Source organism: Nibribacter ruber, assembly GCF_009913235.1.
Taxonomy (GTDB): domain Bacteria; phylum Bacteroidota; class Bacteroidia; order Cytophagales; family Hymenobacteraceae; genus Nibribacter; species Nibribacter ruber.
Genome location: NZ_CP047897.1, coordinates 3,034,514 through 3,055,756, shown reverse-complemented (window position 1 = coordinate 3,055,756; position 21,243 = coordinate 3,034,514). Strand labels below are relative to the sequence as shown.

Genomic DNA, 21,243 nt, shown 5'->3' with positions numbered 1-21,243 from the left:
TAAACGCGTAAAAAGCCTCCTGCCCTAGTAGTGCCAGAGCAGGAGGCGATGGGCCGTTTTTGGCCTCTTTCCTGGAAAACAAGCCAAAAACGGCAGATTAAAAATTAAGACGGCGTGGCGGCCAACACTACTTGCTGCTGGTCTGCCTTAGAAACCTGTTTTAAGAAGTTGACCAACTCCTGGTACTTGGCTGGGGCATGACGGCTTTTGTGCATGGTGAGTTCACGCACGTACACCAGACGGCCAGCCTTTACTTGTACCTGGGCCGTATATTCGCCAAACAAAGAGGAGATTTTCACGGGCTGCGGAACGCTCTCTGGCAGGTACCCCGCCGGAATCTCAAACTCCACCGTGTCTGTGTCATAGAAGGCATCTGACCAAACCACGTCCTGCTTCCGGTTCTCTGTAGTAGGGGGCACGTAGGTCCAGCGGTTCATGAGGTTGGGCGTGATGAACAGGCGCTTGCCACTGATGGAGGCTACTCGGGGCAGATCCAGCTGCAGGGTTTCCTTCATTTGCGGGGCGCTGGTCTTGGACACCTGGTTGAGCGTGAATTTCTTGATTTCAAATGCCGGAATATGGGTGTTTTTGTAAATCCATTTCAGTTGGTCTTCTGGGGTGTAATGGTGCATGATGCTTTTTCTGTCTTCATGCTGGCTGCCCGTGAACAGCGTGGTGGCTTCTGCCACGGCGCCGCCCTGGGCGTTCAACTTCACCTTCACCGTCCTGAACTGCCCGTTGTCCTTGGCCTTGAACTGCGGGGTTTTCACCAACACGCCACCTTCTGGGGTAATCAACAGCGCCTGGCGGTCACCGGTGAAGGAACCCGTGTAGCCGGCGTCCTCGGTCTGGCTGGTGCATTCCAGCCACAGCGTATCTTTGGCCATGGGAACGCACAGCACCACGTGGTTGAACTGGCTGCTAGGAAAGTCTGCCATGATGGGCAACTGGTCTTCCCCGCCCTTGATGAGGGCATAATAACTGGGCACGCCCGCCGCCTCTAGCAAAGACTTGGTGTAATTGCTTAGGGCCTTGCAGTCGCCGTAGCCTTTAGAATCTACCATGGTGGCCTCAAACGGTTGCCATCCGCCAATTCCCAGCTGTATGGCCACGTACCGGGTTTTGTTTTGCATGTAATTGTACACGGCTTCGGCTTTGGCTTTGGGATCTGGCAAAGAGGCGGTCAACGTCTTGATATGCTCTTTGGTGGCTTCTGGCAACTGGTCTCTGCCAGCGTTCAAAAGGTTGATCCATTTACCCAGGTCAGACCAGGTGGCCATGTTGCCTTTGTAGCCCTGCACCTCAAAGTCTGAAGGCGCAGTGAACACCATCGGGATCACGTCTCTGTAGCTGGGGCCCATGGGTTCTACCTCTAAAGGCGAAATGTTCTTCACCGTCCAGCTATACAGTTTTCTTCCGGCGGCCTCAGAGGTTTCTGCCTTTACCGGCAGGTTGAGCTCACGGTACCGCAGCGTCATGCCTGCTGGCATGGACACTTGGAAATAGGCTTGCTCCACGGCCAGCTTCTCAGAGGCAATGGGGTACCACGTGGGGTAGAACAACAGGTTGTTGGAACTGGTCTGGTACTCATACTCCACGGTGTACGGGTAGCTGGGCATGGACAACCTGGCCACTTTCATGCGATTGTCTTCAAACAAGGCACCGTTGCTCACGGCGCTCACGTCAATGATGTCTGAGTTCTTGAGTGTTTTTACCTTCTTGCCCATCACATCATACACGGTGCCTTTGATGTAGTCCACCTTGCTGAGCTTGTCATAGTGCACCACCAGTTCTGCGTGGTCTTTGCCATTTTCATTCAGGACCGTGATGACTTGGCGGTTCTTTTGCGAGGCTGCCTGCGGCGAATGCACGGTAAACACCGTTTCATCTGCGCGCACCACGGCATTGGCTCCTTTCTTAAGCGAGGCATCAATGGAGAGCGCCGAAAAAGAAGGCTCTCCGGCACTGGCAGCAGTACATGACAGTACCACCACCCCAACAGCTAATATCCAGTTTTTCATAAATTCCGGGGAAATGCCCTAAAAACGGTTCTAGATTTTCTTTTTAAGCACAATCTGTTCTGCGTGCTTGGCTACTATCTGCGCGTAGAACTGCTTGAGCGCCTCATATTCCTGCACATAGAAGATAGGCCGCGAAATGGTCACCTTGCTCATCACCTGCACCTTGTTGCCGTTCTGCTGTAGCATATAGGTAAACTTACCGCCGTTCTCTGGCAGGGCCATTATGACGCCCTTGGGCATTTCTTCAACCACATAGCCTTCTGGAATGGTGAAGTTACACACGTACACTTCTTCACTGCCGTGCCCGAAGTCAACCGGATACTTGCGCTCTGTGTGTTTGAACGGGTTCTCCTCTCTGGCTTTGAGGAGCATGGGGTTCACGTAGATGATGTCTTTGGATTGAGCGTCTCCGGTGCTGGAAATCTCATACTCCAGAGAAATAGGTTTCTGCACATGGGCAAAGTCCTTTAGAACAGGCTTCTTGCGTTCAAATTGGTTTTGAGCGCTGACCAGGTTCTCCAGGAACTTGACCTCGCCGGTCTCGTGCACAGCATTGCGCATGTTCACAGCCAATAACCCACTGCTTGATTCCTGCACCTTGCCGCTCAAGACACCTGTTGGCAGGATTTGCAATTCTGCATTTAGCAAGGAAGTAGACCTGCCTTGAGGCACCAATGGAATCCAAGAACCCTGGTCTTTGGCTACCAACCAGCCCTGCCCGTTCAAGCAGTGCTTAGGCATCTGTCCCAGCGGCATAAAAGGATCAGTTGCATCCACTAAAAGATCGCCCTTAGGTGTTTTTACAAATGCCACCACATAGTTAAACTTGTTAAGCATGGGCGCGTGGGTGGGCACTCTGCCGTGGTCACGCGTGCTCAACACGACAGGATAAGACTCCAGTCCAGCTTCACGCAACATGGCTACCAGCATGAGGTTAATGTCGGCGGCATTGCCAGATTTGGTGTCAAAGGCTTTGCGCAGGGTGTTGGTAGCCAGCACGCCGGCGCTGCCATTCCACTTCACGTTCTTCTTCACATAGTCGTAGATGGCGCTTACCTTCTCCAGCGTGTCTTTGACAGATTGCAAGGCGGCCACCTCATTTTTAAAGTAGCCGGTGCGGTTCAATTGCGCGCCAAAACGGTCTTCCAGCAGGAATTCTTCAGTGAGCTTATTCCAGTTACCTGCTACGCGCTTAGGCAGCTGTTGCGGGTATCTTATCCACTCCAGCTCAAACTCAATCTTGGATATATAGTCCCGAATGGTGGTGATATGAGACTCTGGCGCAATGGCCGGCAGATCTTTCATCACCCACCGGTGGTTCATGGTTTTAGCCGGATAGGTTTCATTGTAACCAGAGGTTCTGGAGGCATTCATTCCAGCTCCCACCTCAGCGTCAGTTCTAAAGGTAAAATTAACCGAGCCCGGCAACACCTCGTTCACCAGGAGCGGTTCATACCCCTGCAGGTAATTCTTGTACTCATAAAACTCAGGGATGGAAGCCCGGTACTCACTGTGCACTACCGGAACGGAGCTCTGGAAAGTCCAGTCTCTGAAGTTGAAGAAGAACTCTGAACTTACCATGTAAGACACCTCCAACACAGATCCTTCCTTGACCGCTGGCAAGGTAAACTTCTTGTTGTACCAATGCTCGCTTTCTTTTTCCTCAAAGATGGCATTGTTCTCCATCTTCACCTTCACCACCTGCCCGTTCTCCAGGTTGTAGGTGGTGGCTTTGATGTTGGTGACCGCTTCTTTGCTACTAGAACTCTGCTGGTAAAAGGGCACCGTTACGTTTGCCCACTCATAGCCCGCCTTCTTCAGGACTTTTATGCGCATGGTTCGCTCAAAATTGAGCTTCATGTCATTATTGACCACGGTAAAGAAAGAGCGGCCGTAGTCTGCCAGGATCACGGCAGCGGCGGCGGTGTCTTTGTCATAGACCTTCATCTTGACTTCTTCTTCAGACACTTTGCCATATTTAACTGGGGCGTCCTGGGCCATGGCCAGGAAACTACCCAGCAAGCAAAGCACCAGCAACATGCCCTTTAAAGGCAAGCGGGTAGGGTTATGCATACTAGAGGGTTTAGATAGAATGGTAAACGGTATTGGTTTAAAAGCCAAACAGTTGATTTATAACATGAAAAATAAAATGGTTAATGTAAAGGGGCATATTTTTTTATGGAAGCGCCTATAAGAGCAAGGCTCCTTATTTGAAGCAGAAAAATGGATGCCCATGCTAAAGGGCCATTCATCTTAGCTTTTCTTTCTGAGCACAATCTGCTCTGCCTGCTTGGCCAGTATCTGGGCGTAGAACTGCTTCAGGAAAGCATACTCCTGGGCATAAAACACAGGATTGGAGATGACCACCTTGCTAATTACCTGCACTTTGTTTCCCTGGGCCTGCAGCATGTAGGTGAACTTGCCCTTGTTCTCTGGCAGAGAAATCACCGCGCTCTTGGGCAGTTCCTCTACCACATAACCCTCTGGAATGGTGAAAGAGCACATAAAGACTTCTTCTTTGGCAAAGGCAAAGTCTACCGGATATTTGCGCTCCTGCAGTTTAAAGGGGTTGTCTGCCGGCGTCTTTAGTGCCATGGGATGCAGGTAGATGATGTCCTTGGCCTGGGCGCCTCCCTCGTTTAAGACCTCATACTCTAGGTTGAAAGGCTGTCTTAGCTCCTGAAGGTTTTGCACCACGGGCTTCTTGCGCGTAAAGTTGCTCTGGCTGTTGGTGAACGCCTCCAGGTACTTGGGCTCTCCCATGTCTTTCACCGTGCGTCTCTGGTTAAATCCAGCGTAGCCGCTGGACGACTCTCTTACCGTTCCGCGCAGGGTGCCGTTGGGCAGCACGTGCAGGTCTGCGCTAAAGGCTTCCATGGTTTTGTCTCCGGTTTGCAGAGGAATCCACTCGCCGCCGCCGGTTGTTACCTGCCAGCCTTTTCCATTTAAGCAGTTCTGAGGCAGTAAACCCAAGGGGCGCATGGGGTCTGTAGCATCCATCAGCAAGGTCTTCCCGCCTACCACTACACTTCCCACCACGTAGTTGAACCTACTGATCAGGGGCGAGTGCTGCGGAATGTGGCCGTTGTCACGCGTGCTGAGCACTACGGGCCAGGCCTCTACTCCGGCTTCTTTGAGCAAGGCAATCAGGAGCAGATTGATGTCGGCGGCGCTTCCGGTTTTGCTGTCATAGGTTTTGCGCAGGCTGTTGCTGGCCAGAATGCCCGTGCTCTTGTTCCATTCAATGCGGTCTTTCACAAAGTTATAAATGGTGTTCACCCGCTCCATGGTGTCCTTGATGGAAGCAAAAGAAGCCACTTCTGCCTTCAGAAAGCCTGCCTTGCCCAACTGGCCCCCAAAGTTCTCTTCATTGATCAGGCTTTTGGTAAAGCTGCCCCACGAACCCGATACCTGCTGGTGCCGGCTGCCAGGAATCTTTATCCACTCCAGCTCAAACTCTATTCTGGAAACGTGGTCTGCCACGGTGGTAATATAGGCCTCAGAGACCAGCGCCGGCACGTCTTTCATGACCCACCGGTACTCATTGGTGGTGGCGGTGCCGTGTTTCATGTTGCCTTTCTTGGACTCTCTCACCTGCATGGGTTCATGCCCCTGTACGTACTGCTTGTATTCAAAGTATTCTGGGATGGCGGCTCTGTACTCACTGTGCGCCGTAGGAATGGACTCTTGAAACGTCCAGTCATTGAACTTCATGAAGAAGTCTGAGTTGACCGTGTAGGTGATGTCCAACAGGGAGCCTTCCTTGACGGCTGGCAAGGCTAGCTTCTTTACATACAGGTGGTCGTGCTTCTTTTCGTCCAAGATGGATTTGCTGTCCAGGGGCGTGGCCACCACGGTGCCGTTCTCCCAGTTGTAGGTGGTGGCTTTTACCCGGGTCACAAATTCTTTGGCAGAGGAGTTGCCGTACAGGTAGGGTATCTCTATGTTGGCCCGGTCATAGCCGGCTTTTTTAAGAATCTTCAGGCGAAGGGTTCTCTGAAACACCAGTTTGAACTCCCCTCCCACAAACGTGAAGTAAGAATCCCCGAAGTCTACCAGCACCACAGCCGCGGCGGCAGTGTCCTTTTCATAGACTTTCATTTTTACTTCCTCTGGGGTCACCTCCCCAAACTTGACGGGCACCGGCTGGGCGGCGGCAGAAAGACTCACAAGAAAAACGGCTAACAATAAGGTGAGTTTAGCCCAAGAAAGTATAGAACTGTGCATGCTTTAAAAAATATAGAAGAAAATTAATATAAATCTGGCCACGGCAGAAACTGCCCAGAAGCCCATTGAATAGAATATTTAGTAAGTTTTTAGGCTAGCGTGCTTCAGGGGAAGAGGCCAGGCGAAGGAAGGGAAGTAAGACAGAAGCGGAGGGCTGCGGAGCACCCGGTACATAAAAAATGGAGTCCCTTTTCAGAAACTCCAATAAAATTAAGGAAAATCAATAACAGAATCCCAACCTATGGCAAAATAAAATAGACAGGATATCGTTTAGCAGTCTCCCGTAAAATGCATTATCTGTTTCTCCGTACTTACTCGCTTACAGGCGCATAGTCCAGGGGCAGCATCTCGGCTAGTTTCTCCCAGCCCCAGTACCCTTCCACCAGGAACGAATAAGGATTGAGGATCATGCCCTTGGGCTCCAGGTACGTGAAGGGCTCCAAGAGTGAAAGCACCGATGTCTGAAAAGAGGGTTTACGGTTGGGCATAAACGGGCGCGACTCTAAATATTCCGGCTCCTCCTTCTCACCCGTGTACACCACTTGCAGAAAATCCTGGAAATGAAGCAGGAGCAGATTGCTGCCGGCCTCTCTCTGCACCATGTTCTCATAGGGTACCAGGTCATTGTGCACCACTTCCATTATTTTGTCTACCCTAGACATTTGGAACCAGTAATTGAGACTATCCTGGGTTTGGGCGTTGGAAGAACTTTGCACAATGGCAATTCTGCCTTTGGGTCGCCAGCGTTTCAGGCCGGCCTGTATCTGCGCCTCTGGCAGCCGGTCAGGGTTGGGCAAACGTTGCAGGCGGCGCACGCTAAAGCCCTCCTGCCTCAAGGTCTTGGTGTGTAAGGCTCTTACAAAATGCATGACAGATCCATTGTACGCCGCTAAGCGCGCTTTCTCCCAACGCTTTCGCTGGCCTTCGTTTTTTGCCACCATGGGCTCAAACCTGGGGTAGCCGGCATGGAAGATTTTTTGGTTCTTGAAATCTGCTCTAAACTCTTTTAGCAGAAAGTGCAGCTTGTAGCCCAGTTCCTTGTTTTCAATGATGAGGGCTTCTGAGGCCTCGGCGGTGAGGACGTTGGTGGCAGGGATGTACTCAAAATACAAAGCTTCTGAGTTTAAAATGCGTGCTTTCTTCGCCAGCACCGAATTGCCCAGAAAATGCTTCACAAACACCGCGTAGTTTTCTCGCCAATGCGGGTCTTTGGTGATGACCACTTCCTGCAGAGCGTTGGGTTTGGGCGTAAGGCCTACTTTGATTTTCAGCTCCTGGCCCGGCTGCAGCGTGAACGCATAGGTTACGGTCTCATAGCCAAGATAGGACACTACCAGCTCATGCTTGCCCGCCGGAAGGTTAGGTAGTTTAAAGCTGCCGTTCTCTGCGGCCATAGTGCCATAGGTAGTCTGCGCAATGAAGACCGTGGCAAACCCCAGCGGCTGGTTGGCCTCGGTGTCAACCGTGCTGCCTATGACAGTTCCTGTGCCTTGCGCAAGACTTTTACCAGGCAAACCAACTAGAACCGAAACCCACAACAGACAGGCTACACCTAGACGAGAGAAAGGAAACATGAGGCTATGTATTATCTCCCTAAGATAATGTGCCATTGACAACATTTGTCGTTTTTAACCTATTTTAACAAAAAGTGCCTAAAAACGCCTGATCATTCCGTCCACTTGCTGCTTGAAACGGGCGCTGTGCAAACGTGAACAGGTATTGTCCTTGAAAATAAAATACCAGAAGCAGGAAGCATCGTTTTTAGCCTATTTCCTGGAAAACAGCTTAAAAACGAAGCGTAAACGTAGTGCCCTTGCTCAACTCTGAACTCACCGACAAAGACCCTTTGTGCAACCGCATAATCTGCTTAGACAAGCTCAATCCAATGCCCGATCCGGTGGGCTTGGTGGTATAAAACGGCAGGAAAATCTGCTCTTGCGCCTCTTCAGAAATACCCGTGCCATTATCTGAGACCTGTAAGACCGTGCGGCTGTCCTCGTCTTGAAAGGCTTCTAGTTGCAGCGTCTTGTTAGGCTGGTCTGCCAGGGCATGAATGGCGTTGCGCACCAGGTTAATGAGCACTTGCTCCAACAGTTCGCGGTCGGCTAGGACGGTTAAGGAAGCTGGCCGGCAGTTCACAATGAACAGAATGTTTTCATGCGCTACTTCTTCTTGAAACAGCAACTGCAACTGTTTGAGCATTTCCTCCACAGAGAATAATTGCTTTTTGGGCGTGGGCACGCGGGCTAGGCTTCTAAAGTCGTTGACAAAGCGTACCAAGCCCTGACTGCGTTTTTCAATAGTTTGCAGAGCCAAGCCCATGTCTTCGGTTTCTTCGCGCTCCAAGCAGATTTGAGTGCCAGGCTGGGCCTCCAGGTAGTCCTGCACATCGGCGGCCACGCTCCCGGCCAGAGAGGCGATGGGCGTCACCGAGTTCATGATTTCATGGGTGAGCACGCGAATGAGGTTCTGCCAGGCTTCCATCTCCTTGTCCTCCAGTTCGCGCTGAATATTCTGGATGGAGACCAACCGAAAGTCCTCGCCACGCAGGACTAAATCCACAGCATATAGAGAAACGGGCACACGCTCTTTGCCGTGCGGCAGTTTAAGCACGGCGCTTTGTCCGGCGGGGAGGGTAAGAAGTTGCTCTACCAACTGCGGAGAAACCGCACGCAGATGTTCTATTTGCTCCAGCCTGGGCACTTGCAATAAACACTTGGCCGCGTTGTTCATGAGCTGTACTTCACCGGATTTCTTGAAGGTGAGAATGCCGATGCCAATGTGCTGAACCACCGCCTGGAAGTAGTGCGTGGTGGCTTCTTTCTCTGAGCGGATGTCTTTGAATTTCTTGATGACCTCATTGTAGCTTTTGTACAGCTCGTCAAACTTCTCGCCCTCGCCCCTGCTAGTGAAGACCTCGGTGAAATCATCATACTTGATGGTGTTTAGAAACTTGATGAGTCGGTTGGTAGTGCGCTCCATGAACACGATGAGTGCGACGGTCTGTCCGGAAATCAAAAGGCCCACAAAGATTTGCGTACTGACCAGCGTTGCGTTAAACCCTATTTTGAAGAACACAAACACGGTGGCCACAAGCAACAGCACGCGCACTACTATCTGAAACCGGAAGTTCCTAAAGCCCATACTTCTCCAGTCTTCTATAGAGAGAGGCGCGTGACAAACCTAGCTCCTTGGCCGCCTTGGAGATATTGCCGTCGTATTTACTCATGGCCTTGACCACGGTGGCTTTCTCCATCTCGTCCAAGTTATGCGTTTGGGAGGCCGTATTTGAATGTAGCGCCTGCTGTTGAACCTGCAAGAAGAAGAAATCCTGGGGTTGCAACACGTGATTCTCTGAAATGATGGAGGCCCGCTCCAGCACGTGCTCCAGCTCGCGGATGTTGCCGGGCCAATCATAGCGCTTGAGCCTATCCAGCGCCGACTCTGACACCGACTTGGCCGGTTGCTTGTACTTCTGGGCGTAGCGTTGCAGGAAATGTTCTACCAGTAATGGCAAATCCTCTAAGCGGTTGCGCAGGGGTGGTAAATGAAGTTCAATGGTATTGATGCGGTACAGCAAGTCTTGCCTGAACTGCCCCTGCGCCACCATCTGCTGCAAAGGCATGTTGGTCGCACAAATCAAACGCACATCTATGGGAATAGGCTGACCGGTGCCCACGCGAATCACCTCACGGCGTTGCAGGACGGTGAGCAGTTTGGCTTGCATGGCCATGGACAGGTTACCAATTTCGTCCAGGAACAAGGTACCGCCGTTCGCCATTTCAAAACGGCCTACGCGGTCTTCCTTGGCATCTGTGAACGCGCCTTTCTTATGCCCGAACAACTCGCTTTCAAACAGGGTCTCAGTGACGGCGCCCATGTCTACGGTAATAAACACTTTATCAGCGCGGGCCGATTCTTGGTGCAAAGCGCGGGCGATGACTTCTTTCCCGGTTCCGTTTTCCCCCAGGAGTAACACATCCGCATCGGTTTTGGCCACGCGGTGCATGAGGTGCAAGAGCTGTTGCATGGCCGGGCTTTTACCGGTCACCAAGTCTACATTCTGGTTCAATTGAGACGCCAGCGCCGAGTTGGTTTTCTTGAGCGAGGAGATTTCTTTGTAGGAGCTTTTAAGCCGAGAAGCTGACGTGAGCGTGGCAATCAGTTTTTCGTTCTGCCAGGGCTTGAGCACAAAATCCGTGGCGCCTTCTTTCAATGCCCGCACCGCCATTTCCACATCCCCGAAGGCGGTAATCATAATCACCACGGCGCTGGGGTCGCGGGCCAGAATCTCCTTGAGCCAGAAGAAGCCTTCGTTGCCACTGGAAATGTCCTCGGTGAAGTTCATGTCCAGCAGAATCAGGTCATAGGTATCATGATTGAGCAGGAACGGAATCTTGCGCGGGTCTTTCTCAATGAGCACCTGCTGGGCGTGCTTTTTCAAAAGCATCTTAGCCGAGAACAGCACGTCCTCGTTGTCATCTATAATCAGGATTTTGCCTAAGGTTGGTTGCACGGCGGTCTGGGTTGAGTTTACTGGATGCTACACCTAAACTGTGCCAGAAGATAGAAAATACCCTATATGCCTGCTGGCAAGGTGAATGTACAAAATAAGCTACAGGATGTGTCCGGCGTTGAACAAAAAAGTGTCCGCTGGTGAACACTTTCTGTCCGCTTGGTTGAGGATCGTTTTGGGTTACTCGTTGTTCGGGTTTGGAGAATCGTTTTTGGGCTGTTTTCTTCAAAAGAGGCTAAAAACGGAGATTGTCCTATGGCGCGAGTCTCCGGACTCTTGACGTGCGGTGGGTGGAGTCTCCAGACTCCAATAGGAAGGCGAAAAGATATAAGGCAAACCATGGCTGTCCGAACGCATCGTTAATCAGGTATTCGCGGGAGACAAGGCGGTGCCTGGTCTCTCCAAGGACTGCGTATTTCGTCCCCTTGCAAGGGGTTAGGGATGACTAGGGCGCTGCGGCTTAGAACTGCCTTTACTCAAAAGATCTCGAAGCGTGCGAAGCTCCTGCGAGCGTCTGCGCCAAGGACGTCTCAAGCTGCAGACTCCCCCCTTGAGGGGGGCGAAGGGGGTGTTTACATAGATAGAGAAAATCAGTAATGCGAGGGAGACAAGGCGGTGCCTGGTCTCTACAATATGGAACGCTGCCCCCCTCATCCTAACCTTCTCCCTCAGGGAGAAGAGATAGTGCTGATGCGTTTTTGGCTTGTTTTCCAGAAAAGAGGCCAAAAGCGGTTTGCATAATTCTACTGGGTTTGCGCCGATGCGTTGGAGTATTGATAAGGCTTACCAATGAGTTGCACTTCAAACTCTGTGCGGACGCCTTTGAGGCTGAGCATGGTGCTGTCCATGGAGTACGGTGGGTTCTTGAGCAGACTATAGGCCCGCTGTGAAATCACGAAGCTATTGTTCACTTCCTTGGTAGCGGCTTGCAAGCGGGCGGCTATGTTCACGGGGTAGCCCATCACGGTGAGGTTGTTGTTCAGCCCAATGCCCACGTTCCCGTAAATAACCTTACCCACGTGCACGCCTATGCCCACCTCAAAATTATGGTTGAAGTAGGGGCGCATGTAGGTGTTGTTGAAGATTTTGACGTCCTCCAGAATCTTGAGGCCCGCCAGTACGGCAGACTCGGTGGCTTTCTTGATTTTAGTATCCATCCCGAAGACGGCGTATAAACCATCGCCGGCGGTGTCTATGATTCTGCCGTCATACTGCTCAATGGCGTTGCGTGTGAGACTGAACATACGGCGCATGATGTGGATGACGTCAAACGGCAAATGCGCTTCTATAAAGGGCGTGAAATTGCGGATGTCAATGAAGAACAAAGCCATTTTCCGGCGCTCGCCCGTGACCTCAGTAATGTTCTCCTGCTCTCCATTGATGAAGATGAAACGGTCTGCATCGTCTTTGATGAGGCGTTGCACCTGCACGTCTGGCCCAGTGACCTGCGCCTGACATGCCAAGCGTACGTTACCCGGAAAATGGCGCACCGCCCTGATGGTTTTCTCAGCATCGGTTTCTGGGGTGAGGTGTTCCTGTCCGGCTAGCACCCGCACCCGGCAGGTAGTACACCTCCCCTTTCCTCCACAGGCGTGGTAATGCGGAATGCCCGCCTTTAAAGACGCGTTTAACAAGGTCTGCCCCTCGGCCACCGGCACCAACTGCTCTCCTTTGAAATCAACGTGACAGGCCATACCAGACGAGTTAGGGTTTACATTCTTGTTTTACGGCTTTATCATATATTGGTATTCGGGGTGCTTTTTGAGATAAGATGCCATGTAGGGACACAAGGGCACTACCTGTAAGTTTTCTTCGGCAATGTAATCCAGCACGTATTTGATCATGGCGCCGGCAATGCCCCGGCCTTCCAGTTCTTTAGGTACAATGGTGTGCAGAACGGTCATCACGCCGGGTTTCAATTTATACTCAATGTGCACGGTGTGGCCTTCCACTTCGGTTTCAAACCGATGCGTGGCCTCGTTGTTAGTAATGTTCAAGTCCATGAGAATTAGCGAGCAGTTGGTGAAGACAGAATTTCTTTGGCCAAGGTAATCTCTTCCTGCAAGATGGTATGCGGACGGCCTTTGTAAATTTTCTGAGTCACCTTCGCGCCCATTTTTTCCATGATGATTACCGTCTCCTCCACCCTACTCACCGGCACGTGTGGGTCTGGGTCACCAGTAGTGATTAAAACTGGCGTCCCTGCGAAGTCTCCTTGATAGCTACTTGTCTCGAGTTGTTGACCAATCAATCCGCCGGTGAAGAGCATCAGTCCGCCGTAGCGTTTGGCATGACGGGTGGCATATTCAGAGGAAAGACAGGCACCCTGAGAGAAGCCTAGCAAATAGATGTTCTCGCTCTTCACGCCTTGCGCAAGCAGACCGGTCACCAGGTCATCTAATTGCTCCAACGCCGAGTCTAAGGCGGGCTGGTTCTGGTCTGCGGGCGCCATGAAGCTGTACGGGTACCAACTGTGCTGGGTGGCCTGCGGGGCATACAAGGCAAACTCCTCTACCGGCAAATGGTTGGCCAGTTCCAAAATGCTTTGGGCCGTGGCGCCCCGGCCATGAACCATGACCAGGACCTTGCTGTCTGGGGTTAAGGGCTTACCGGCGGTGATGACGTTCTTCTGATGGGTGTACATGTTAAAGGATTCGGTTGTAAAACTTCTTGTTATTAAGCCTTAGTCTAACTTCGGCAGGACGGCTTCAATTTTGGCTCTGCTGGCTTCGTACTGCGTAGGCAACAAGAGGTTAGAACCCAGTTTATCCCACTCCTCATCTATCCCGAAGCCCGGGTTGTCCGTGGCTATCTCAAACAACACTCCGCCCGGCTCCCTGAAATACAAAGAGTAGAAGTAATTGCGGTCAATCTTCTCTGTGATGTTATGCCCGGCGCCCGCTACTTTCTTCCGGAACTCCATCAACGTGGCCTCGTCCTTCACCCGGAAAGCGATGTGGTGGTTGGTACCGGCCCCTCCGATGCCTCTGGCCTCATTAGGCAGTTCCACCAAATCAATGATAGAGGCGTGCTCCACGGCATCGGTTATGTAACGGTAACGGTTACCGCTTTTCTCCTGCAAAGTGTAGCCAAAGATATCGCTCAAGATAGTGGCGGTGGCTTTGATGTCTTTCAAGGTCAAGGTAACGCTGTGGAAACCTCTGGTGGCTACCTCGGCGCTCACTTCATCCGTAACCCAAGGAGTGCGGTTGTCCTGGTTCTTAGGGATAACCAGCTCCAACTTCAGTCCGTCTGGGTCCAGGAACGTCAGGTACTTCTCCCCAAACTTCTCTGACGGTTTGTTGTAGATGACGTTGTGGTCCTCGAAGCGCTTCATCCAGAAGTCAAAGCTTCCTTCGGGCACCGAGTAGCCGATGTTGGTGGCCATGCCGGTACCGGCGCTTCCACGGCGGGCGCCTTCATACGGGAAGAACGTCAGGATAGTACCCGCGCTTCCTTTTTCATCGCCGTAGTACAAATGATAGGTGCCGGGGTCATCGAAATTGACGGTCTTTTTAAGCAGGCGCAAGCCTAGTATTTGGGTGTAGAAATCAAGGTTGCTTTTGGCCTTGTCGGCGATGGCCGTGATGTGGTGCAGGCCTAATATTTTAGTTTCCATAGTGGTAGTAGATGCTTAGTGGTTGATAGGTGTTTCTATGAGCAGAAATCGGCTCTCTTGTGAGATGGTGAAATCCAGTTGCGCGGTGTCCCAGATGCCCAGGGCCTCGCGGTTAGTGAGCTGTTCTCCGTTCACTTCCAATGTCCCGCTGATGTTAAAGATGAACACCGCTTTGTTCACCGGGTTAAAAGAATAACTAGCGGTTTGCCCCGACTCAAAGAAGCCTAGAGAGAGCTTCGCGTTTTGGTTAATCCAGCAGTGGGCAGTGCCTTCCTCTTGGCTCACAATGGTGACCAATTGGTTTTTGCGGTCTGCCTCCGGGAAATGACGACGCTGGTAGCGGGGCGTGATGTTCTGTAGTTTGGGCTCAATCCAGATTTGCAGGAAATTCACCTCATCCTGGCCCACGTTGTGCTCCTCATGGCGCAAACCACTGCCCGCACTCATAATCTGCACCCAGTCTTTGTGCACAGTCTCTTTGTAGCCAAGTGAGTCAATGTGGCTCATGGAACCGGCCAGCATCACAGAGATAATCTCCATGTTGGCGTGCGGGTGCAGGCCAAAACCATTCTCCGGTTGCACAAAGTCATCGTTGAACGCGCGCAACAACCCAAACCCACTCCGCACCGGATTCTGGTAGCCAGAGAAGCTGAACACGAAATTGCTCTTCAGCCAGCCTATGTCTTTGAGGCCTCTGTCTGCAGGATTGAATCTTTCTACTTGCATGCGGTCGCTGTTTGGATGGTTGTACGGACGTAGGTTTGGTCTGATGTTCAGGCTTTTCCGTTTTTGGCCTATTTTCTCAGAAACAGGCCAAAAACGACGCCCAGTATTAGGCTTGTTTCACTAACTGAATCTCTGCCTGTAGTTTAATCTCATCGCTCACTACCACGCTTCCAGCCTCCGTAACGGCGTTCCAGGTCAACCCGAACTCTTTGCGACTGATTTTGCCAGTCACAGTAAAACCAGCTTTGGTCTGGCCGTATGGGTCCACCACGATACCACCGAACTCTACTTTCACGGTCACGGGCTTGGTGATGCCTTTGATGGTCAGGTCGCCGTGCAGAAGGTAATCCTCACCGCCTACTTGCTCATAGTTATTGCCTTCAAATTTGATTTGGCCGTGCGTGTCTGCGTCAAAGAAATCAGCTGACTTCAAGTGGGTGTCACGTTGCTCGTTGTTGGTGCTGATGGAATTCACGTCTGCCGTAAAGGTCACTTTGTTGGCGCTGGTAAAGGTCTCATCTGCCGTCTCAGCCTCCACGTTGAAGCTCTGGAAATAACCGGTCACGGTGGTAATCATGAGGTGTTTCACTTTGAACTGAACCTCTGAGTGCATTGGGTCTACTGCCCATTTTGTAGTTGCCATAGTCTTGTGTTTTTATGTAGTTTTAAAAATCTCTTTTCGCTTTCGTTCTCCCGAAAGAATAAACAAATGTATGTACATTTATTGTATATACAAGTATTAGCATTTAAAAGTTTCATGAAGTTTCTTTTTGCCTCTTTGCAGGAAGTCCTCGCCTTAGCTGTGTACTATCACCAGCAAGCAAATGACCCACAGTACTAATCACACTATTTGTCATCCTGAAAGGATCTTGGGAGCAAACTAGACAGGCGGTTGCTATGGATGCTATTACCACCAAATATTGATTACCCTATAGAGACCGCATTGCTTTCTCTGGCTGGGTTTATCTGCTGATGTAAACACCCCTCTTCAGAGCTGCGCTCGCTGCCTCAAACTCTCGTTTGGGCAATCCTCAAGGGGAGAATCTGCATTTGGCAGGGTTTATCTGGTTCGCCCATAAGGTCCTTTCAGGACGACAAAAGAGGGAGGGTATTAACAGACGGAGAGCGAAAAAACAGCCCTTTCGTTTTTGGCCTCATTTCTGAAAAAGAAGCCAAAAACGGTTCTTGCCGCTGTGCCATTGACCGCAGATGTGTTCAGGCGTGAACGTGAGAGTGTCCGCTGGCGCACACTCTGCAAAACCACACCTTTGTTTACGGTTGGTTTTCAGGCATTTATAAAAATGGCACAGCTATTGGATAAAAGAGAGTGACCATAAAAGTCAACCCCAAGAATCATGGACCGCATTATTGAGAAGAAACGCTGGACACCCAAGAAAATAGCCTTGCTTACTTTGGCGGTGGGCGTGATTGCTTTCTTGACCTACTACCTGGCCATCGCCGACAACAGCTCTAAGCTGAACGTGGATAGCCAGAAGATTACCATGGCCACCGTAAGCCAAGGGTCCTTCCAGGAGTTTATCCCCATTGACGGCACTGTGCACCCCATCAAGACCATTGTAATACCAGCGGTAGAAGGCGGAACCGTAGAAGAGAAATACCTGGAAGGCGGTAAGCCCGTGAAACAAGGAGACCCCATCCTGAAGCTCAACAACAACCGTCTGGTATTAGACTTCATGAACCAAGAGACGCTCATGAACGATCTTATCAACAACCTCCAGAATTCTAAACTGAGCTTACAGCAAAATAAATTCAACCTGCGCAGGAGACTGGCCACGTTAGGCGCTCAATTAGATGCCTCCAAAGACCTATACCAACGCAACATCTCTTTGTATGAGGCCAAAGCCGTTTCTCAGCAGGAGTTCTTCAACTACAAGCGGGACTATGAGCGCCTCAAAGCCGAGTTTCAGATTGAAAAGGAGTCACAGAAGTTTGAGGAGAACAACGCCCGTCAGCAGATAGCGCAACTGGAAACCACCATCGCCCGCACCAGCCGCAACCTGAGAATGATGGAGGACAACCTGAAGAATTTGTACATCAAAGCACCCATCTCGGGACAATTATCTTCTATTCAAGTGGAACTTGGAACGCCGGTGCAGGCAGGTCAAATCATTGGGCAGATAGATGACTTGAGCGGTTTCAAGGTGAAGGCAGAACTAGACCAACATTATGTGAGCCGGGTGTTTGCCGGACAGCGCGGGGAGTTCACCTACAACGGCCAGAGCTACCCATTGGAGATTTCCCTGGTGTACTCAGAAGTGACCAACGGAAAATTCCCCGTGGACATGAAGTTCATCGGTAAGGTGCCCGAAGGTATCAGACGTGGACAGACATTGCAGATACGCTTACAGCTGTCAGACCCAGCTCCGGCAGTGCTACTTTCCAGAGGCGGTTTTTACCAGAGCACTGGTGGCTCCTGGGTGTACGTGCTAGATGAATCGGGCAAGTTTGCGACCAAACGCGACATCAGGCTAGGACGCCAGAACCCAGAATACTATGAGGTGTTGGACGGCCTGAAACCCGGCGAGCAAGTAGTGATTTCTTCTTATGACGCTTACAATAATACAGATAGACTGGAGCTGAAGTAAAACCGTTTTTGGCCTACTTTCTGGAAAACAGGCTAAAAACGGTATTACTTCAGCTTCAATTAAAAATTAGAAATTAAGAATTAGAAATTGTTCACGCATTTCGTCCCCTTTGAAGGCACGGGATGACAAAGTAAGTGATTGTCCCCTTGAGGGGACTTTAGGGGTGTAATCGTTGGAGAGTATGTTTGGAATGTAAACACCCCTCTCCTAGGCTATGCCCGCTACCTCAAACTCGCGTTTGGGTAATCCTCAAGGGGAGAATCATCAGATAAAGAAATCATCCCCCCTTCAAAGGGGGACGAAGAAGAGACAAATTGAATCGTGCTACTTAATACACGATACGCGCTACCAAAAACAACTAGCAATCAACAATTAGCAATCAAGAATAGAGCTATGTTAAGAACTGTAAACCTTCAGAAAAAATACACCACAGATGAAGTAGAAACCACGGCGCTGGTCAATGTGAACCTACATGTGCGCAAGGGCGAGTTTGTAGCCATCATGGGGCCTTCGGGCTGTGGGAAGTCCACTTTGTTGAACATCATTGGCTTGTTGGATAACCCCAGCAGTGGCGAGTTCTTTTTCCTGGACCAGGAAATCTCCAAGTGCAATGAGCGCCAGCGAGCCAACCTGCGCAAAAAGCACATCGGGTTTGTGTTCCAGAGCTTCAACCTGATTGACGAGTTAACGGTCTATGAAAACGTGGAACTGCCTTTAATCTACCTTAAGATTGGCAACGCAGAGCGCAAACAGCGTGTGGAGCAGGCCTTAGAGCAAATGCAGATTGCCCACCGCCGCAACCACTTCCCGCAACAACTATCGGGTGGTCAGCAACAGCGGGTGGCCATTGCCCGCGCCGTGATTTCTAAACCAGAACTGTTGCTAGCGGATGAGCCTACGGGTAACCTGGACTCGGCGCACGGGCAGGAAGTGATGCAACTTCTGAGCGGGTTGAACGAGCAAGGCACTACTATTGTCATGGTGACTCACTCCCCGTCAGACGCCGACTTTGCCCACCGCATTGTGAACCTGTTTGACGGACAAATCATCTCTGAGAATGTAAAGGAACTGGCTATTCTCTAAACCTACCTAGACATGTTAAAAAACTACATTTTAGTGGCGGTGCGCACGTTGCGCCGGCACCTTGGGTATACTATGCTCAATGTGATTGGACTGGCGCTGGGCATTACTTGCAGTCTTCTCATCTTTCTGGTGGTGCGCTATGAGCTCAGCTTTGACGCCCACCACAGCAAGGCAGACCGCACCTACCGCATTGCCGTGGACAAGATGAGCCAGACGGGACCTACCTACACGTCAGGGACACCGTATCCTATGCTGGCCACGTTCAAAACCACCCTGCCGGAGCTCAAGCCCGCCACCCATGTGTACAATGAGGAAGGAGGCACCTTTGCCATCACCCCCTCAAACGGGAAAGGCGCCATCCAGAAATTCAGGGAAGACAAGCAAGTGCTGTTTGTAGAGCCCACTTTCTTTGAATTGTTTGACATAGAGACCAATGGGGTTGACGGAAAAGCGGCCCTTAAGGAGTTGAACACGGTTTTGCTTACCAAGACCATCGCAGACAAGTACTTTCCGGGCCAGAACCCGGTGGGACAGGTACTGCGCATGAACAACCTTCTCAACCTGAAGGTGACGGGCGTAATTCCAGATGCTCCGGCCACTACAGACCTGCCCTACCTCATGCTCATAGACTATGAGTCTTCCAAGAAGGTTAATGCTTTCATGAACGACTCCTGGAACAGCACCAACAGCAACCAACAGGTATTTTTTGCCGTGCCAGAGGGGGCATCGCTTAAACAGGCCGAAGATCGTTTGAATGCCGTGGTTTCCAAATTCAGGCCGCAGCAACCCGGCGAGCAGGAGCGATATGTCTTCAAGCCGCTGTCTGAGCTTCATTTTGATGAACGGTATGGCAACTTTTCGGGGCGCACGGTGAGCAAGACCACGCTCTGGGGACTGAGCCTGATTGGTCTGTTTCTGGTCTTGGTGGCTTCCATCAACTTCGTGAACCTGGCCACGGCGCAAGCACTGCGGCGGGCCAAAGAAGTGGGCATGCGCAAAGTACTGGGGGCCAGCAGAACGCAATTGATGACGCAGTTTTTGGGTGAGACCGGCCTCATCACCTTGCTGGCCATTTTCGTTTCTGTGGTACTGGCAGAGCTGCTTCTCCCCTATTTGAACAAGCTGCTGGAAATACAGATACAGCTTTATCTCCTCAAGAGCCCGGATGTGCTGCTGTTCCTGGCAGTGACGCTGGTGGCCGTAACATTCTTTGCCGGGTTCTATCCTGCCCTGGTGCTGTCTGGCTTTAAACCTATCTCTGCGCTCAAAAGTAAGGTAGCCACGGCGCGCACGGCCGGTCTTTCTCTGCGCCAGGTGCTGGTGGTGCTGCAGTTCACCATCTGTCAGATTTTGATTATCTGCACCATCATTGTGCACAACCAGATGGAGTATTTCAGGTCTGCCGAGCTGGGCTTTGACAAAGACGCCATTGTGACCATGCCCCTCCCCTCGGGGAAAGCCAAGGATTTAATGGCCCTGCGCGCGCAGTTAGAAGCCCACCCGGCCATCAAGTCTACGTCCTTCGCCCTGGCGCCGCCTTCTGCCAACATAGACATGAACATGTCCCTGCGGTATGATGATTTCTCTGTTCCGTGCAATTTTGACGTGAACATGAAACTAGCCGATGAGCACTACCTCAAGACCTTTGACATTCCGTTGATTGCCGGCCGCATGTATGAAAAAAACGACACCATGCGCGAGTTCCTGGTCAATGAAACATTCTTGAAAAGAGTAGGCGAAACCAATCCGCAGAACGCCATTGGCAAGCAGCTGCAGATCAACGGCGGCCAGACGCAGGGCCGTATTGTGGGCGTCATCAAAGACTTCCACTTGAGGTCTCTGCGCGAGGAGATTTCGCCGGTGGTCATGAGCACGTTCAGCCAGTTCTACTTTTTTGTGAACGCCAAGATTGAGGCCAAAGACAGCAAGGCCGCGCTGGCCCACCTTAAGCAGGTATGGTCTAGCGCCTATCCAGACGATGTGTTTGACTATGAGTTCTTAGATGACGCCATTGCCCGTTTCTATGAGGAGGAGGCGCGCCAGTCCTACCTGTTCAAAGTTTTTTCTGTTATTGCCATTCTCATTGGCTGCCTGGGCTTGTATGGTCTGGTGTCTTTCATGGTGACGCAGCGTACCAAAGAGGTGGGCGTGCGCAAAGTGCTGGGCGCCTCGTCTGCCAGCATTGTGGGTTTGTTCTCCAAAGACTTTACCAAGCTGGTGCTGGTGGCCTTTGTGATTGCCGCGCCGGTTTCTTACTACTTCATGGAGAAATGGCTGCAGGACTTTACCTACCGCATAGACATCAGTTACTGGGTGTTCTTGGCGGCTGGGGCGCTTACGTTGTTGATTGCCCTGGCCACGGTGAGCGTGCAGGCGCTGCGGGCGGCGCTGGCCAACCCTGTGCGGGCGTTAAAAACTGAATAAGAACTGGTTCCGCATTTTATA

General features: G+C 51.3%; 15 protein-coding genes. 3 read left to right on the top strand and 12 right to left on the bottom strand.

The window, feature by feature from the left end:
* Nucleotides 1-104 precede the first annotated feature (104 nt).
* The 12 genes from GU926_RS12870 to GU926_RS12815 form a co-directional block, all read right to left on the bottom strand.
* Nucleotides 105-2,021 (bottom strand): DUF3857 domain-containing protein, encoded by a 1,917-nt coding sequence (locus GU926_RS12870; protein WP_160692505.1) that lies wholly within the window; start codon nucleotides 2,019-2,021, stop codon nucleotides 105-107.
* Nucleotides 2,022-2,051: 30 nt separating this feature from the next.
* A complete protein-coding gene (locus GU926_RS12865) occupies nucleotides 2,052-4,094 on the bottom strand; it encodes a DUF3857 and transglutaminase domain-containing protein (RefSeq protein ID WP_160692503.1) in 2,043 nt (680 codons plus the stop codon).
* A 180-nt stretch (nucleotides 4,095-4,274) separates the two neighbouring features.
* A complete protein-coding gene (locus tag GU926_RS12860; RefSeq protein ID WP_160692501.1) occupies nucleotides 4,275-6,248 on the bottom strand; it encodes a DUF3857 domain-containing protein in 1,974 nt (657 codons plus the stop codon).
* 311 nt (nucleotides 6,249-6,559) lie between these two features.
* Nucleotides 6,560-7,822 carry a carboxypeptidase-like regulatory domain-containing protein gene (locus GU926_RS12855; RefSeq protein WP_160692499.1) on the bottom strand — a complete coding sequence of 421 codons (1,263 nt, stop codon included), beginning with the start codon at nucleotides 7,820-7,822 and terminating at the stop codon, nucleotides 6,560-6,562.
* A gap of 211 nt (nucleotides 7,823-8,033) precedes the next feature.
* Nucleotides 8,034-9,392, bottom strand: a complete 1,359-nt coding sequence (locus GU926_RS12850) for a sensor histidine kinase (RefSeq protein ID WP_160692497.1) — start codon at nucleotides 9,390-9,392, stop codon at nucleotides 8,034-8,036.
* Nucleotides 9,382-10,764, bottom strand: a complete 1,383-nt coding sequence (locus GU926_RS12845) for a sigma-54-dependent transcriptional regulator (RefSeq protein ID WP_160692495.1) — start codon at nucleotides 10,762-10,764, stop codon at nucleotides 9,382-9,384. Before GU926_RS12845 ends, GU926_RS12850 begins: the two co-directional genes overlap by 11 nt.
* A gap of 743 nt (nucleotides 10,765-11,507) precedes the next feature.
* Nucleotides 11,508-12,458, bottom strand: a complete 951-nt coding sequence (locus tag GU926_RS12840) for an adenylate/guanylate cyclase domain-containing protein (RefSeq protein ID WP_160692493.1) — start codon at nucleotides 12,456-12,458, stop codon at nucleotides 11,508-11,510.
* 30 nt (nucleotides 12,459-12,488) lie between these two features.
* Nucleotides 12,489-12,767 (bottom strand): GNAT family N-acetyltransferase, encoded by a 279-nt coding sequence (locus GU926_RS12835; protein WP_160692491.1) that lies wholly within the window; start codon nucleotides 12,765-12,767, stop codon nucleotides 12,489-12,491.
* A 5-nt stretch (nucleotides 12,768-12,772) separates the two neighbouring features.
* A complete protein-coding gene (locus GU926_RS12830; RefSeq protein ID WP_160692489.1) occupies nucleotides 12,773-13,408 on the bottom strand; it encodes an alpha/beta hydrolase in 636 nt (211 codons plus the stop codon).
* 39 nt (nucleotides 13,409-13,447) lie between these two features.
* Nucleotides 13,448-14,383, bottom strand: a complete 936-nt coding sequence (locus GU926_RS12825) for a ring-cleaving dioxygenase (protein ID WP_160692487.1) — start codon at nucleotides 14,381-14,383, stop codon at nucleotides 13,448-13,450.
* Nucleotides 14,384-14,398: 15 nt separating this feature from the next.
* On the bottom strand, nucleotides 14,399-15,109 hold the full coding sequence (locus GU926_RS12820; RefSeq protein ID WP_160692485.1) for a pirin family protein: 711 nt from the start codon (nucleotides 15,107-15,109) through the stop codon (nucleotides 14,399-14,401).
* A gap of 106 nt (nucleotides 15,110-15,215) precedes the next feature.
* Complete coding sequence (locus tag GU926_RS12815) at nucleotides 15,216-15,752, bottom strand: YceI family protein (protein WP_160692467.1); 537 nt, start codon at nucleotides 15,750-15,752, stop codon at nucleotides 15,216-15,218.
* Nucleotides 15,753-16,464: 712 nt separating this feature from the next.
* On the opposite strand from GU926_RS12815, the gene GU926_RS12810 reads away from it, so the two are divergent.
* From GU926_RS12810 to GU926_RS12800, 3 genes are all read left to right on the top strand, one after another.
* Nucleotides 16,465-17,715: an efflux RND transporter periplasmic adaptor subunit gene (locus GU926_RS12810; protein ID WP_160692465.1), complete on the top strand. Its 1,251-nt coding sequence runs from the start codon at nucleotides 16,465-16,467 to the stop codon at nucleotides 17,713-17,715.
* Nucleotides 17,716-18,108: 393 nt separating this feature from the next.
* Nucleotides 18,109-18,798 (top strand): ABC transporter ATP-binding protein, encoded by a 690-nt coding sequence (locus GU926_RS12805; RefSeq protein WP_160692463.1) that lies wholly within the window; start codon nucleotides 18,109-18,111, stop codon nucleotides 18,796-18,798.
* Between the two features lie 12 nt (nucleotides 18,799-18,810).
* On the top strand, nucleotides 18,811-21,222 hold the full coding sequence (locus GU926_RS12800) for an ABC transporter permease (RefSeq protein ID WP_160692461.1): 2,412 nt from the start codon (nucleotides 18,811-18,813) through the stop codon (nucleotides 21,220-21,222).
* Nucleotides 21,223-21,243 lie beyond the last annotated feature (21 nt).

Excerpts from the sequence above, each read along its gene's own strand:
- GU926_RS12860 (WP_160692501.1), bottom strand. The coding sequence starts at position 6,248 with ATGCACAGTTCTATACTTTCTTGGGCTAAACTCACCTTATTGTTAGCC.
- GU926_RS12815 (WP_160692467.1), bottom strand. The coding sequence starts at position 15,752 with ATGGCAACTACAAAATGGGCAGTAGACCCAATGCACTCAGAGGTTCAG.
- GU926_RS12810 (WP_160692465.1), top strand. The coding sequence starts at position 16,465 with ATGGACCGCATTATTGAGAAGAAACGCTGGACACCCAAGAAAATAGCC.
- GU926_RS12855 (WP_160692499.1), bottom strand. The coding sequence starts at position 7,822 with ATGTTTCCTTTCTCTCGTCTAGGTGTAGCCTGTCTGTTGTGGGTTTCG.
- GU926_RS12850 (WP_160692497.1), bottom strand. The coding sequence starts at position 9,392 with ATGGGCTTTAGGAACTTCCGGTTTCAGATAGTAGTGCGCGTGCTGTTG.
- GU926_RS12825 (WP_160692487.1), bottom strand. The coding sequence starts at position 14,383 with ATGGAAACTAAAATATTAGGCCTGCACCACATCACGGCCATCGCCGAC.
- GU926_RS12870 (WP_160692505.1), bottom strand. The coding sequence starts at position 2,021 with ATGAAAAACTGGATATTAGCTGTTGGGGTGGTGGTACTGTCATGTACT.
- GU926_RS12805 (WP_160692463.1), top strand. The coding sequence starts at position 18,109 with ATGTTAAGAACTGTAAACCTTCAGAAAAAATACACCACAGATGAAGTA.
- GU926_RS12830 (WP_160692489.1), bottom strand. The coding sequence starts at position 13,408 with ATGTACACCCATCAGAAGAACGTCATCACCGCCGGTAAGCCCTTAACC.
- GU926_RS12800 (WP_160692461.1), top strand. The coding sequence starts at position 18,811 with ATGTTAAAAAACTACATTTTAGTGGCGGTGCGCACGTTGCGCCGGCAC.
- GU926_RS12865 (WP_160692503.1), bottom strand. The coding sequence starts at position 4,094 with ATGCATAACCCTACCCGCTTGCCTTTAAAGGGCATGTTGCTGGTGCTT.
- GU926_RS12835 (WP_160692491.1), bottom strand. The coding sequence starts at position 12,767 with ATGGACTTGAACATTACTAACAACGAGGCCACGCATCGGTTTGAAACC.
- GU926_RS12820 (WP_160692485.1), bottom strand. The coding sequence starts at position 15,109 with ATGCAAGTAGAAAGATTCAATCCTGCAGACAGAGGCCTCAAAGACATA.
- GU926_RS12840 (WP_160692493.1), bottom strand. The coding sequence starts at position 12,458 with ATGGCCTGTCACGTTGATTTCAAAGGAGAGCAGTTGGTGCCGGTGGCC.